Here is a 13,648-nt window from a genome sequence, read left to right as displayed (position 1 = left end):
CTAGCGCGTCTACCAATTCCGCCACCTTCGCGTACCAGAAACATTACCGGAGTAACGTTACCACGGAGGCGAATTCTAGAGATTTTGGCGGGCACGTCAACAGTTATTTCCCCGCTTTGCGGGCGTTTGCTGGAAAAACAGCCATATCACCGCTTTTCTGCTGGTCAAACAGCCAAATCAGCCAATCAATCAACACTCTGACCCGCGGCGCCAGGAAACGGCCGGGCGGATACATGATGTAAATCGGCATCGGCGGAGGCGGCGTTTCCGCCAGCACTTCCACCAGTTCGCCCTGTTCCAGCCAAGGGGCAAGCGAATAGCGCGCCGCCTGAATCAACCCCATGCCGGCACGTGCGCCGGCGATGTAAGCGTCGGCGCCGCTGACGCTCAGCCGGGCGGGGAGTTCGCGCAGTTCCAGCTTGCCGCCGCGGCAGAACTCCAGCGGGTAATCGCGGTTGCTGGCCAGGGAAAAATACCCCACCGCGCGGTGGGGCGCCAGGCTATCGATGTCGAGCGGCGTGCCGTGGGCCTGCAGATAAGCGGGGGAAGCGCAGGTGATCTGCGGCAGCTGGGCGATGCGCCGCGCCACCAGGCTGTCGTCTTCGGTTTCCCAGGCGCGCAGCACGCAGTCCACGCCTTCGCGCAGCAGATCGACGTGGGTGTCGTTGGCACCCAGCGCCAGCGTGATGTCGGGATAGCGCCGGTAGAAGTCGTCCAGCGCCGGAATGACGATCTGGCGCGCCAGCGAATGGGGCATATCGATGCGCACCTTGCCGGACGGCTGCAGCTTATGGTGGCTGAACAGCGTGTCCGCCTCCTCCAGTGCGCCCAGCAACTGCACGCAGCGTTGATAGTAGAGACTGCCTTCGCTGGTCACCTGCACCTGGCGAGTGGTGCGGATCAGCAGGCGCACACCCAGCCGCTGTTCCAGCCGTTTCAGCGCGTTGCTGACCGTGGCGCGCGGCAGCTGCAGGCGTTCGGCCGCCCGGCTGAAGCTGTCCAGTTCGACGATGCGGGTAAAAATGCGCATGGCTTGAACCTGATCCATGTCCACTCCGTATTGTTGGTGATTTTTGAACAGTGATGTGCAATCTGCATTATTTATCTTTGTCGCGTAAACAACCAGACTTTGCTGCGTTATCCATTCACCGCATGAGGGCAGCACAATGCAACAACGTAAACTCGGTTCCCACGGCCCCGTCGTCTCCGCCCTGGGTTTGGGATGCATGGGCATGAGCGACTTCTACTCCACCGGCGCCGATCGGCAGGAAGCCATCGCTACGCTGCACCGGGCGCTGGAGCTGGGCGTCACGCTGCTCGACACCGCCGACATGTATGGCCCGCACACCAACGAAGAGTTGGTGGGGGAAGCGATCAAGGGCAAGCGGCAACAGGTGTTCCTGGCCACCAAGTTCGGCATCCTGCGCGATCCGGCGGATCCTTCGGCGCGCGGCGTCAGCAGCCGGCCCGAGTATATCCGGCGCTCCGTCGAGGGCAGCCTGCGGCGCTTGGGCGTGGAGGAGATCGATCTTTATTATCAGCACCGGGTCGATCCGCAGGTACCGATCGAGGACGTCGTCGGCACGATGGCGGATCTGATCCGCGAAGGCAAGATCCGCCATATCGGCCTGAGCGAGGCGTCGGTCGCCACGCTGGAGCGGGCGCACAAGGTACATCCGATCACCGCGCTGCAGACCGAGTATTCGCTGTGGACGCGCGATGCCGAGCAGGGCGTGCTGGCGGCCTGTGAGCGCCTGGGCATCGGCTTTGTGCCTTACAGTCCGTTAGGGCGCGGTTTCCTTACCGGCGCTATCCGGCGGCCGGAGGATCTGGCCGAGGACGATTTCCGCCGCGGCAACCCGCGCTTCCAGGGGGAAAACTTCACCCGCAACCTGGCGCTGGTGGAGAAGGTGGGGGAGCTGGCGGCGCAGAAGGGTGTCAAACCTTCGCAGCTGGCGCTGGCCTGGGTATTGGCGCAGGGGAAACACATCGTGCCGATCCCCGGCACCAAGCGCCGTCGTTATCTGGAAGAGAACGTCGCGGCGGCGGAGATAACGCTGAGCGCGGCTGAGCTGGCGGCGATTGAAGCGGTGTTCCCGCTGCGTGCGGCGGCCGGCGATCGCTACGGCGCGGAGTCGATGACCTACATCAACGGTTAAAAAAAAGCGCGGCCTGCAGGCCGCGCTCTATCGTTTTCCGCCAACGGAGAATTATTTCTTCTTCGGCGCGCGCGGCGGACGGCCGACGGTCGCCTGGTATACCTTGAAGCGGCCGTTCTGCGCCAGCACTTCGTGGCTGCCGAAGGTGGCGTCCAGAATGTCCGGGTATGGCAGGAAGGCGTTGGCGACAATGCGCAGTTGGCCGCCGATCGGCAGGTGCTTCACCGCGCCGCGGATCAGGGTTTCGGCGGCGGTCAGGCTGGTCTGCAGCCCGTCGTGGAACGGCGGGTTGGAGATGATCATGTCGAAACGGCCAGTGATGTCGGAGTAAACGTTGCTGACGATCACTTCCCCTTCGATGCCGTTGGCGGCCAGCGTCGCGCGACTGGATTCCACCGCGGCGGCGTTGACGTCGCTGAGGGTCAGTTTCACCTTCGGCGACAGCTTGGACATTACCGAGGCCATGACGCCGGCGCCGCAGCCGATGTCCAGCACCTTGCCTTTCATGTGTTTTTCCAGCGTCGACAGCAGCAGCGAGCTGCCGACGTCCAGGCCGTCGCGGCTGAACACGCCCGGCAGCGTTTTCACTTCCAGATCGTGCAGCTGATAGCTGTCCCACCAGTCGTTCAGGTCGAACTCGGTCTGCGCGTCCAGGCGGCCGTGATACAGGCCGCAGCGGCGCGCGCTGTCGATTTTCACCAGCGTGACGTGGCCTTCCAGCGTTGGCTCGGCGCTGCGCACGCCGCTGCGGTTTTCACCGACCACGAACACGTCTACGCCCACCGGCAGCAGCGCCAGGATGTTGCACAGCTGGAATTGCGCTTCCTGCTTGCTCTTCGGCCAGTAGTAAACCAGCGTGTCGCAGTTGGCGACGAAAGCGGGATCGACGGTCAAACCGAACTGCACGTTATCGCCCATCGTCCGGTTCAGTAACTGCCAGTGATGGTATTGCTGAGTGTGGACGCGCACGTCCGCGGCCTCGAATTGGGCCGGCAGGCTGTCCTGCAGGTCGCCGGCAAACAGCACGCGGCGTTCGATAAATTCATCACTGTGGCGCAGCATGACTTCACTGGCGGGGGTTAATGCAGACATCAGATATTGGCTCCTGGAAATGAGACCGGGGATTATAGAGCTTTGTGGCGATATGTTCGACGGGTTTGTTGGCGCGGGGTGCGCGGGTTTGTTAGCATAGCGCGGCGCATGGCAGGCATGGCGCACCACAACGGGTAGGAATCGGCATGGCATCAAAACGCGACTGGCTGTTACAACAACTGGGTATTACGCAGTGGACATTGCGCCGCCCGAGCGTGTTGCAGGGCGAAGTGGCGGTCAGTCTGCCGCCCGAGACGCGCCTGCTGGTGGTGGCGCAGACGCTGCCCGCGCCCGACGATCCGCTGTTTTGCGACGTGCTGCGTAGCCTGGGGCTGACGCCGGCGCAAACCTACAGCCTGACGCCGGAACAGGTGGCGATGCTGCCTGAAGAGACCGCATGCAACAGTTGGCGGCTGGGCGTGACGGAACCGCTCGCGGTCGCCGGCGCGCAGCTACACAGCCCGGCGCTGGCCGAGCTTTCCCAAGACGCGGGGGCCAAACGCGCCCTCTGGCAGCAGATTTGTCATCATGAACACGATTTCTACCCTGACGGCGGCCGACCTGGCCACGGCCTTCAACATTGAGCAAGCCAGCCACGCTTTCCCCTGGACGGAAACCACCTTTGCCAGCAATCAGGGCGATCGCTACCTTAACCTGAAGCTGAGCGCCGATGGGGAGATGGCGGGGTTTGCCATCACGCAGATCGTGCTGGACGAAGCCACGCTGTTCAACATCGCCATTCATCCGCAGCACCAGCGCCGGGGCTTTGGCCGCCTGCTGCTCAACGCGGTGATTGAACAGCTGGAGAGCCGTGGCGTGGTGACGCTGTGGCTGGAGGTGCGCGCCTCCAACCAGGCGGCGATAGCACTGTATGAAGATCTCGGTTTCAACGAGGTCACCGTGCGCCGCAATTATTACCCGAGCGCCCACGGCCGCGAAGACGCGATCGTGATGGCGCTGCCGCTGGGGTAATCCGCCCGGCCGGTAAAAGCATTGATTGTCACCGATTGGCAAATCGGCGAAAATGCCCGGCCGTTATCTTTTATTCACCGCTTTGCCCGGCGCCGCGATCGGCGCGTTCTGATGATGTCGCAGGGCGGACTAACCGTAGAACCTGAAAACCATGTCTCCTAGTGAATTTGCCCGCGAAGTCTCCAAAAGAAGAACTTTCGCCATCATCTCGCACCCCGATGCCGGTAAAACCACCATTACCGAAAAAGTGCTGCTCTTCGGACAGGCGATCCAGACCGCCGGTACGGTAAAAGGCCGTGGCTCCAGCCAGCACGCCAAATCCGACTGGATGGAAATGGAAAAGCAGCGTGGGATCTCGATCACCACCTCCGTGATGCAGTTCCCGTACCGCGACAGCCTGGTTAACCTGCTGGATACCCCGGGGCACGAAGACTTCTCCGAAGATACTTACCGTACCCTGACCGCCGTCGACTGCTGTCTGATGGTGATCGACGCCGCCAAGGGCGTTGAGGATCGTACCCGTAAGCTGATGGAAGTCACCCGTCTGCGCGACACGCCGATCCTGACCTTCATGAACAAACTGGACCGCGACATCCGCGATCCGATGGAAGTGATGGATGAAGTCGAGCGCGAACTGAAGATCGCCTGCTCGCCTATCACCTGGCCGATCGGCTGCGGCAAGCTGTTCAAGGGTGTTTACCACCTGTACAAGGATGAAACCTACCTGTATCAGACCGGTAAAGGCCACACCATCCAGGAAGTGCGCATCGTCAAAGGCCTGGACAACCCGGAGCTGGATGCGGCGGTGGGTGAAGATCTGGCGGCGCAGCTGCGCGATGAGCTGGAGCTGGTGCAAGGCGCTTCCCACGAGTTCGATCAGGAGGCTTTCCTGAGCGGCGAGCTGACCCCGGTGTTCTTCGGTACCGCACTCGGTAACTTCGGCGTGGATCACATGCTGGACGGTCTGGTGGCCTGGGCGCCGGCGCCGATGCCGCGCAAAACCGACACCCGCGAAGTGACGGCGGCGGAAGAGAAATTCACCGGCTTCGTTTTCAAGATCCAGGCCAACATGGATCCGAAACACCGCGACCGTGTGGCCTTCATGCGCGTGGTGTCCGGCCGCTACGAGAAGGGCATGAAGCTGCGCCAGGTGCGCACCGGCAAAGACGTGGTGATCTCCGACGCGCTGACCTTTATGGCCGGCGACCGTTCGCACGTGGAAGAAGCCTACCCGGGCGACATCATCGGCCTGCACAACCACGGCACCATTCAGATCGGCGATACCTTCACCCAGGGTGAAGACATGAAGTTCACCGGTATTCCGAACTTCGCGCCGGAGCTGTTCCGTCGCATTCGCCTGCGCGATCCGCTGAAGCAGAAACAGCTGCTGAAGGGGCTGGTGCAGCTGTCTGAAGAGGGCGCAGTACAGGTGTTCCGCCCGATCGCCAACAACGATCTGATCGTCGGCGCGGTCGGGGTGCTGCAGTTCGACGTGGTGGTGGCGCGTTTGAAGAGCGAGTACAACGTGGAAGCGCTGTACGAATCGGTCAACGTGTCGACCGCGCGCTGGGTCGAGTGCGACGACGTGAAGAAGTTCGAAGAGTTCAAGCGCAAGAACGAGATCAACCTGGCGCTGGACGGTGGGGACAACCTGTCCTACATCGCGCCGACCATGGTGAACCTCAACCTGACGCAGGAACGCTATCCTGACGTGACCTTCCGCAAAACCCGCGAACACTGATCGCTCGGCAGGGCGCCCAGTGCGCCCTGCACGCTTCTCCTATCCTCACTGCGCTAATTAATAAATCTTCCTCATATTTTATCCTGCGAACCGCTATCGCCAGGCGATGTTCGTTCGGCCTGCGTTTTCCGTCTGATGGTCTATCTTTAACGAGATGTCCGCACATTGCTTGAGAGTAAATCACTGTAATACGCTATTTGTTTGGTGAGTTATTCTGATGTGTTGCCGATAGGAGACAGTCAGTGTCTTTAAATATCAATGAGATAGCTATATTTCAGTTTTGTGTAACTTAGCCTGTCGCCAATAGGCGACAGTTTTTTGGCTAAAAATTCGATTTCTGAATTTTTTTATTTGATTTTTAAGGTGTTTTTTGAGTTGGCACGGCCGTTGCAATACTCCTGTCGTGAACGCTTAATCGTATAGCGATGATGAAGTATTTACCGAGAAGGCCGCGTGAAGGTGGCCGCAGGGTTCCGGCGCTCTGGCGTCGAGAGCCCCCAACAAAAGGAAGAGATCGATGAAAAAGACCAAATTTGCACACTCGCTGATGGCTGTCGTATTGGGTTCTGTTTTGGTAAGCGGCAGTGCGCTGGCTGAAGACAGTCTGCTCAACAAGGCGTCTAACGCCGCGGATAGTGCCGGTGCCAAAATCGATAGCTCCATGAAAAAAGTTGACGGTTACATGGATGACAGCGCGATAACGGCTAAAGTTAAAAGTGCGTTGGTGGAAGATAAGACCATCAAAAGTTCTGACATTTCGGTGAAAACCGAAAAAGGCACCGTGATCCTGAGCGGGTTCGTCGGCAGCCAGGCGCAGGCGGAGCATGCGGTCGCGGTCGCCGGTAAGGTGGAAGGCGTCAAGACCGTCAGCGACAAGCTGCATGTGAAAGATGAAGCCAACCAGTCGATCAAATCGTATGCCGGCGACACCGCCACCACCAGCGAGCTGAAAGCCAAGCTGTTGGCCGATGACATCGTGCCGTCGCGCAATGTGAAAGTGGAAACCACCGATGGCGTGGTGCAGCTTTCCGGTGAGGTGAAAACGCAGGCGCAGTCTGAACGTGCGGAAAGCATCGCCAAGGCCATCGACGGCGTGAAAAGCGTGAAAAACGACCTGGTGGTCAAGCAGTAACCCCCGCCAGGCGCCCGTAACAAGCAACAACAAGCCGCATCTGCCGGGCCGTGAAGGCGGTCCGGCATGTACCACCAAAAAAAGAAACTGATTTGCCGCCGACGTCCCGTTGTCGGGGCGGTAGGCAGCAGCGAATTTTTCACAATGGTAAGGAGAAGCTTATGTTTCGTTGGGGCATTATCTTTTTAGTTATCGCGCTTATCGCTGCGGCGTTAGGGTTCGGTTCGTTGGCGGGTACTGCTGCCTGGGCGGCTAAAATCGTGTTCGTCGTCGGTATCATCCTGTTCCTGGTCAGCCTGTTCACCGGCCGTCGGCGCCCTTAGCCGGCCGGCATTTTCCCGTAAACTGTAACAAAGCTTAACTCCTTTTCTCACGTCGGGGAGGGCCGGCCATGAACAGCGACATCATCGTCGGGCGCTGGAAACAGCTGAAAGGCCAGGTATGGCAGGCGTGGGCCGAATGGTCCGGCAGCGATTGCGCCTGGCTGGCCGGCAGCAACGATTTCCTCGCCGGCGTACTGCAAGAGGATTACGGAAGAGAGCGAGACGCGGTATCCTCGGAGAAAACGTCTCACTGAGGATGCCAAGTTGGGATACAGAATACCCATCACGCTCGGCAATATAGAACCGCTGGCGTCTAAACCCTTTCGGCCAGGTAAGATGGCGCTGGTCTGCGAAGGCGGCGGCCAGCGCGGCATTTTCACCGCCGGCGTACTGGACGAGTTTCAGCGCGCGAGCTTTAACCCTTTCGATCTGCTGATCGGCACGTCGGCCGGCGCCCAGAATCTGTCCGCCTATATCTGCGGGCAGGTGGGATACGCGCGTCGGGTGATTACCCGTTACACCACCTCGGCCCAGTTCTTCAATCCGCTGCGCTTCGTGCGCGGCGGGCATCTGATCGATCTCGATTGGCTGGTCGATACGGCGGCGGCGCAGATGCCGTTGGCGATGGACGTGGCGGAACAGCACTTTACCGACGGGCGCGAGTTCCTGCTGTGCGCCTGCCGCAGCGATGACTTTGAGCCGACCTACCTGCCGGCGCAGCGCGAACGCTGGCTGCCGGCCATCAAGGCGTCCAGCGCCATTCCCGGCTTCTACCGTCAGGGCGTGGAGTTGGACGGCGTCAGCTATCAGGACGGCGGCATCAGCGATGCGATCCCGGTGGAAGAGGCCTATCGTCGCGGCGCCGACACCATCGTAGTGATCCGCACCGTGCCTTCGCAAATGTACTACACCCCGCAGTGGATGAAGCGTATGGAGCATTGGCTGAGCGACAGCAGCCTGCAACAGATGGTGCGCATCCTGCAGCATCACGAGCAAAGCTATCACCGCATCCAGCGCTTTATCGAAAAGCCGCCGGGCAAGCTGCGCATCTTCGAGATCTTCCCGCCGAAGCCGCTGGCCAGCAATGCGCTGGGCAGCCGATTGGGGGCGCTCAATCAGGATTATCACCTGGGGCGCCGCTGCGGCCGCTACTTCCTGGCCACCGTCGGCCAGTGGATGGCGCAGCAGGAGCCCGACGGCATGAAGGTGCGAAAAGCGCTGTCGCGCCGCCTGATCCAGCCGGAGAACGTCAGAATGCCTTCGCCGATCGTGACCGACATCGCCATGCCCACCGAGCGGGCGGCGCAGCCGGAGGCCGCGGTAGCGGCGCCGAAAATCATCCTGCCGGGCGATCTGCCGCCGGGTGAAGGGGGCGCGCTGTGAGTTACGCCTTTACCGATACTCACTGCCATTTCGATTTTCCGCCCTTTACCGGGCATGAGGCCGAGAGCCTGACGCGGGCGGCAAGCGCCGGCGTGCAGCGCATCATCGTCCCGACGGTCACCGCCGATCGCTTTGCCCGGGTGCTGCGGCTGGCGCAGGATCACGCGCCGCTGTTCGCCGCGCTGGGACTGCACCCGCTGTATATCGCGCAGCATCATGAGCCGCAGTTGGACCAGCTGGCGACGCTGCTGGCCGAACGGCCGCGCAAGCTGGTGGCGGTGGGGGAGATCGGACTCGATCTGTATATGGACAACCCGCAGTTCGAGCGCCAGCAAAGCGTGCTGCAGGCCCAGCTGAAGCTGGCGAAACAGCATGACCTGCCGGTGATCCTCCATTCGCGTCGCACCCACGATCAGCTGGCCGCGGCGCTGCGGCGCATGCAGTTGCCGCGTCGCGGCGTGGTGCACGGCTTCGCCGGCAGCCTGTCGCAGGCGCAGGCCTTTATCCGCCTCGGCTATTACATCGGCGTGGGCGGCACCATCACCTATGAGCGGGCGCAGAAAACGCGCGGCGTGATGGCGCAGTTGCCGCTCGAGGCGCTGCTGCTGGAGACCGATGCGCCGGACATGCCGCTGGCCGGCTATCAGGGGCAGCCGAATCGCCCCGAACGCGCCGCCGAGGTGTTTCAAACGCTGTGCGAGCTGCGGCCGGAACCGGCCGACGAGATCGCCGCCCACCTGCAACGCAATACTCAGGCACTGTTCGCCATGCCGGATTGATGGGGTTATAACGTGACCTGTGTCACATTATAAGATTTTCATTTGCGTCTCGTTGTATACATTTGTGACATAAATCGGTGCGAGGGTGACCTCGCTCAGTATAATCCCCCCCGAAACACTCCAATAGCAGACCTCTCTTCATGAGCAGGGATGTACTTTATTTTTTGCAACAGGGAAACTTTGCATGCAACTCATCATGAGTCTGGTCGGTATGGCGGTGCTGATCGCCATTGCGGTGCTGCTCTCCAGCAACCGCCGGGCCATTAAACTGCGCACCGTCGTGTGGGCGTTCATCATCCAGATCGGCATCGGCGCGCTGGTGCTGTACGTGCCGCTGGGCCGCAGCATCCTCGGCAGTATGTCTAACGGCGTGGCAAACGTTATCGCCTACGGCAATCAGGGCATTTCGTTCATTTTCGGCGGGCTGGTGTCCGACAAGATGTTCGAGGTGTTCGGCGGCGGCGGCTTCGTATTCGCGCTGCGCGTTCTGCCGGTGATCGTGTTCTTCTCCTCGCTGATTGCGGTGCTGTACTACCTCGGCATCATGCAGTTGGTGATCCGCGTTCTGGGCGGCGGCCTGCACAAGCTGCTGGGCACCTCGCGCACTGAATCGCTGTCGGCGACCGCCAACATTTTCGTTGGCCAGACCGAAGCGCCGCTGGTGGTGCGTCCGTATATCGCCACCATGAGCCAGTCAGAGCTGTTCGCCGTGATGTGCGGCGGCCTGGCCTCGGTAGCCGGTTCGGTGCTGGCAGGGTACGCGCAGATGGGCGTGCCGCTGGAATACCTGATCGCCGCGTCCTTCATGGCCGCGCCGGGCGGGCTGCTGTTCGCCAAGCTGATGGTGCCGGAAACCGAGCAGACCCACGATAAAGACGATGCGATGAAGCTGATCGCCGAAGAAGATCGTCCGGCCAACGTGATCGACGCGGCGGCTTCCGGCGCGGCTTCCGGCATGCAGTTGGCGCTGAACGTCGGTGCGATGCTGCTGGCGTTTATCGCGCTGATCGCCTTGCTTAACGGTATTCTCGGCGGTATCGGCGGCTGGTTCGATTATCCGCAGCTGTCGCTTGAACTGATCCTCGGCTGGGTGTTCTCGCCGATCGCCTTCCTGATCGGCGTGCCGTGGAGCGAGGCGATGACCGCCGGTTCGTTTATCGGCCAGAAAATCATCGTCAACGAGTTCGTTGCCTACATGAACTTCGGCGCCTATCTGCGTCCGGACGACGTGGTGGCGGCGGAAGGCCTGCAGGTGCTGTCGGCCCACACCAAGGCGATCATCTCCTTCGCGCTGTGCGGCTTCGCCAACCTCTCCTCGGTGGCGATCCTGCTGGGCGGTCTGGGCAGCATGGCGCCCAACCGTCGCCACGACATCGCGCGTTTCGGTCTGAAGGCCGTGGCGGCGGGCACGCTGTCCAACCTGATGAGCGCCACCATCGCTGGTTTCTTCCTGGCGCTGTAAGCCATCCCGGAGCCCGCGACGGCGCGACCAATCGCGGGACTCCGCCTATACTCTAAGCAACGCGGGTGCTTGCCGCACCCGCGATCTTCAGCCGCTTCTTTAGCGAATTTGTGAACGATATCGCGTTATTTTGTGATGCTCTTCACATATAATTCCGGTCTGTTACAGTGCTATTTCATATAGTGTGACGATGAACGCGAATTGCCCTCGGCATCCGTGTTCAAATAGCTATTACTGGCCGGCCGCAAGGCGGGTGGCCATGTGCGGTGAGAAGGATCTCAGTTGCCGCCGCGGGAACGCCGTTCCCCTGCGCTATCTTCATGGAACCAAGTCCGCTCGCCAACACCCAGGTACTCAGTTGGAGAGTTTTATGACCGAATTAACCGCAGCAGCGCAACGTGCGCTGAACCTGATGGATTTAACCACGCTGAATGATGATGACACCGACGAGAAAGTGATCGCCCTCTGTCGTCAGGCCAACAGCCCGGCCGGCCACACGGCGGCCATCTGCATTTACCCGCGTTTTATCCCGGTAGCGCGCAAGGCGCTGCGTGAGCAAGGCACGCCGGATATCCGTATCGCCACCGTGACCAACTTCCCGCATGGCAACGACGATATCGACATCGCGCTGGCGGAAACCCGCGCGGCCATCGCCTATGGCGCGGATGAAGTGGACGTGGTGTTCCCTTACCGCGCGCTGATCGCCGGCAACGAACAGGTCGGCTTCGAGCTGGTGAAACAGTGCAAGCAGGCTTGTCAGGCGGCCAACGTGCTGCTGAAAGTGATCATCGAAACCGGTGAGCTGAAGCAGGCCGACCTGATCCGCAAGGCGTCCGAGATCGCCATCAAGGCCGGGGCGGACTTTATCAAGACCTCCACCGGCAAGGTGCCGGTCAACGCCACGCTGGAAAGCGCCGAGCTGATGATGTCGGTGATCCGCGATCTGGGCGTGGCGAAGACGGTGGGCTTCAAGCCGGCCGGCGGCGTGCGCACCGCAGAGGATGCGCTGCATTATCTGCAACTTGCCGATCGTATTCTGGGCGAAGGCTGGGCCGACGCGCGGCATTTCCGCTTTGGCGCTTCCAGCTTGCTGACCGCACTGGGCCACCAGACCCAGACCGCCGGCGGCGGCTACTGATCGATTTCGTTGGCGGGCGCCAGGCGCGCCCGTCTGCACCGACTCTCGGCGACACAGGGGGATACCTTGTTCCTGGCTCAAGAAATTATTCGTAAAAAACGCGACGGCCAACCGTTAAGCGAAGCGGAAATCCGCTTTTTCATCAACGGCATTCGCGACAACGTGGTGTCGGAAGGGCAGATCGCCGCGCTGGCGATGACCATTTATTTCCATGACATGAGCATGCCGGAGCGCGTGGCGCTCACCATGGCGATGCGCGATTCCGGCACCGTGCTGGATTGGAAGAGTCTGGCGCTGAACGGCCCGATCGTCGACAAGCATTCGACCGGCGGCGTGGGTGACGTGACCTCGCTGATGCTTGGCCCGATGGTGGCGGCCTGCGGCGGCTATGTGCCGATGATCTCCGGCCGCGGCCTGGGGCATACCGGCGGCACGCTGGACAAGCTGGAAGCTATTCCGGGCTTCAATATTTTCCCGGACGATAACGCCTTCCGCAAAATCATTCAGGACGTCGGCGTGGCGATCATCGGCCAGACAAGCTCGCTGGCACCGGCGGACAAACGTTTCTACGCCACCCGCGACATTACCGCTACCGTGGATTCGATCCCGCTGATCACCGCCTCCATTCTGGCCAAGAAGCTGGCGGAAGGGCTGGATGCGCTGGTGATGGACGTGAAGGTCGGCTCCGGCGCCTTTATGCCGACCTATGCGCTGTCGCAAGACTTGGCGCAGGCGATCGTCGGCGTGGCCAATGGCGCGGGCTGCAAGACCACCGCGCTGCTGACCGACATGAACCAGGTGCTGGCCTCCAGCGCCGGCAACGCGGTGGAAGTGCGCGAAGCGGTGCGCTTCCTGACCGGCGAATACCGTAACCCGCGCCTGCTGGAAGTGACGCTGGCGCTGTGCGTGGAAATGCTGCTGTCCGGCGGCCTGGCGCAAGACGAGGCCGACGCGCGCGCCAAACTGCAGGCGGTGCTGGACAACGGCAAGGCGGCGGAGGTGTTTGGCCGCATGGTGGCGGCGCAGCAGGGGCCGATAGACTTCGTCGAACGCTACGATAGCTATCTGCCGGCGGCAACGCTGAGCAAGCCGGTGTATGCTGAAAAGCCGGGCATCATCAGCGCCATGGATACCCGCGCGCTGGGCATGGCGGTGGTTTCGCTGGGCGGCGGCCGTCGCCGGGCGAGCGACGCCATCGACTACAGCGTTGGCCTGACCGAGGTGGCGCGCCTGGGCGATAAAGTGGATGCCCAGCAGCCGTTGGCGATGATCCACGCCAACGATGAAGAGAGCTGGCAGCAGGCGGCCGATGCGGTGCGCAGCGCAATGACGCTGAGCGACAAGGCGCCGGAGGCGACGCCGGTGGTGTATAAGCGCATCACTCAAGCGTGATGACCCTCGTCTTTCAAGCCGTAGCGTTGTTGGCTGCACGCGTGTACCCCAGTCACTTACTTGAGTAAGCTCCTG

At 61.3% G+C, this 13,648-nt stretch carries 14 protein-coding genes and 1 tRNA gene (1 of these 15 running past the window's edge); 12 read left to right on the top strand and 3 right to left on the bottom strand.

The features are described 5' to 3' along the window. Together HMPREF3138_RS18710 and HMPREF3138_RS18705 are read right to left on the bottom strand one after the other, a co-directional pair. A tRNA-OTHER gene (locus HMPREF3138_RS18710) sits at positions 1-31 on the bottom strand (it extends 49 nt beyond the left edge of the window). Positions 32-103: 72 nt separating this feature from the next. Next, positions 104-1,048, bottom strand: a complete 945-nt coding sequence (locus HMPREF3138_RS18705; RefSeq protein ID WP_038878466.1) for a LysR family transcriptional regulator — start codon at positions 1,046-1,048, stop codon at positions 104-106. A 118-nt stretch (positions 1,049-1,166) separates the two neighbouring features. Between HMPREF3138_RS18705 and HMPREF3138_RS18700 the strand changes: the two genes are divergently transcribed. Next, on the top strand, positions 1,167-2,159 hold the full coding sequence (locus tag HMPREF3138_RS18700; protein ID WP_038878469.1) for an aldo/keto reductase: 993 nt from the start codon (positions 1,167-1,169) through the stop codon (positions 2,157-2,159). A 51-nt stretch (positions 2,160-2,210) separates the two neighbouring features. Here the strand turns inward: HMPREF3138_RS18700 and rsmC are convergent, their stop codons facing one another. After that, on the bottom strand, positions 2,211-3,251 hold the full coding sequence (gene rsmC / locus HMPREF3138_RS18695; protein WP_038878472.1) for a 16S rRNA (guanine(1207)-N(2))-methyltransferase RsmC: 1,041 nt from the start codon (positions 3,249-3,251) through the stop codon (positions 2,211-2,213). 146 nt (positions 3,252-3,397) lie between these two features. Between rsmC and HMPREF3138_RS18690 the strand changes: the two genes are divergently transcribed. From HMPREF3138_RS18690 to deoA, 11 genes are all read left to right on the top strand, one after another. Continuing rightward, the gene (locus tag HMPREF3138_RS18690; RefSeq protein ID WP_025305206.1) at positions 3,398-3,835 is read left to right on the top strand and encodes a DNA polymerase III subunit psi; all 438 of its coding nucleotides are present in this window, start codon (positions 3,398-3,400) and stop codon (positions 3,833-3,835) included. Further along, a complete protein-coding gene (gene rimI, locus HMPREF3138_RS18685) occupies positions 3,780-4,223 on the top strand; it encodes a ribosomal protein S18-alanine N-acetyltransferase (RefSeq protein ID WP_038878477.1) in 444 nt (147 codons plus the stop codon). Before HMPREF3138_RS18690 ends, rimI begins: the two co-directional genes overlap by 56 nt. Positions 4,224-4,374: 151 nt before the next feature. Beyond that, on the top strand, positions 4,375-5,964 hold the full coding sequence (gene prfC / locus HMPREF3138_RS18680) for a peptide chain release factor 3 (RefSeq protein ID WP_038878480.1): 1,590 nt from the start codon (positions 4,375-4,377) through the stop codon (positions 5,962-5,964). Positions 5,965-6,481: 517 nt separating this feature from the next. Further along, complete coding sequence (gene osmY, locus HMPREF3138_RS18675; RefSeq protein ID WP_038878482.1) at positions 6,482-7,096, top strand: molecular chaperone OsmY; 615 nt, start codon at positions 6,482-6,484, stop codon at positions 7,094-7,096. 161 nt (positions 7,097-7,257) lie between these two features. Then, positions 7,258-7,419 carry a DUF1328 domain-containing protein gene (locus tag HMPREF3138_RS18670; protein ID WP_004857650.1) on the top strand — a complete coding sequence of 54 codons (162 nt, stop codon included), beginning with the start codon at positions 7,258-7,260 and terminating at the stop codon, positions 7,417-7,419. A 68-nt stretch (positions 7,420-7,487) separates the two neighbouring features. After that, positions 7,488-7,673, top strand: a complete 186-nt coding sequence (locus HMPREF3138_RS18665; RefSeq protein ID WP_025305210.1) for a CsbD family protein — start codon at positions 7,488-7,490, stop codon at positions 7,671-7,673. Between the two features lie 10 nt (positions 7,674-7,683). Continuing rightward, positions 7,684-8,802, top strand: a complete 1,119-nt coding sequence (locus HMPREF3138_RS18660) for a patatin-like phospholipase family protein (RefSeq protein ID WP_038878484.1) — start codon at positions 7,684-7,686, stop codon at positions 8,800-8,802. Beyond that, complete coding sequence (locus HMPREF3138_RS18655) at positions 8,799-9,581, top strand: TatD family hydrolase (protein ID WP_038878486.1); 783 nt, start codon at positions 8,799-8,801, stop codon at positions 9,579-9,581. The genes HMPREF3138_RS18660 and HMPREF3138_RS18655 overlap by 4 nt, the downstream gene beginning before the upstream one ends. 184 nt (positions 9,582-9,765) lie before the next feature. Beyond that, positions 9,766-11,043 (top strand): NupC/NupG family nucleoside CNT transporter, encoded by a 1,278-nt coding sequence (locus HMPREF3138_RS18650; RefSeq protein WP_038881921.1) that lies wholly within the window; start codon positions 9,766-9,768, stop codon positions 11,041-11,043. A 370-nt stretch (positions 11,044-11,413) separates the two neighbouring features. Next, positions 11,414-12,181, top strand: a complete 768-nt coding sequence (gene deoC / locus HMPREF3138_RS18645) for a deoxyribose-phosphate aldolase (protein WP_070559223.1) — start codon at positions 11,414-11,416, stop codon at positions 12,179-12,181. Positions 12,182-12,247: 66 nt separating this feature from the next. Further along, positions 12,248-13,573 (top strand): thymidine phosphorylase, encoded by a 1,326-nt coding sequence (deoA, locus tag HMPREF3138_RS18640; RefSeq protein WP_038878498.1) that lies wholly within the window; start codon positions 12,248-12,250, stop codon positions 13,571-13,573. Positions 13,574-13,648: the final 75 nt, after the last annotated feature.

The organism is Serratia sp. HMSC15F11 (assembly GCF_001808215.1).
GTDB classification, from domain to species: domain Bacteria; phylum Pseudomonadota; class Gammaproteobacteria; order Enterobacterales; family Enterobacteriaceae; genus Serratia; species Serratia nevei.
The sequence above is the reverse complement of the archived record's forward strand: the minus strand, read 5'-3'. Positions and strand labels throughout refer to the sequence as shown.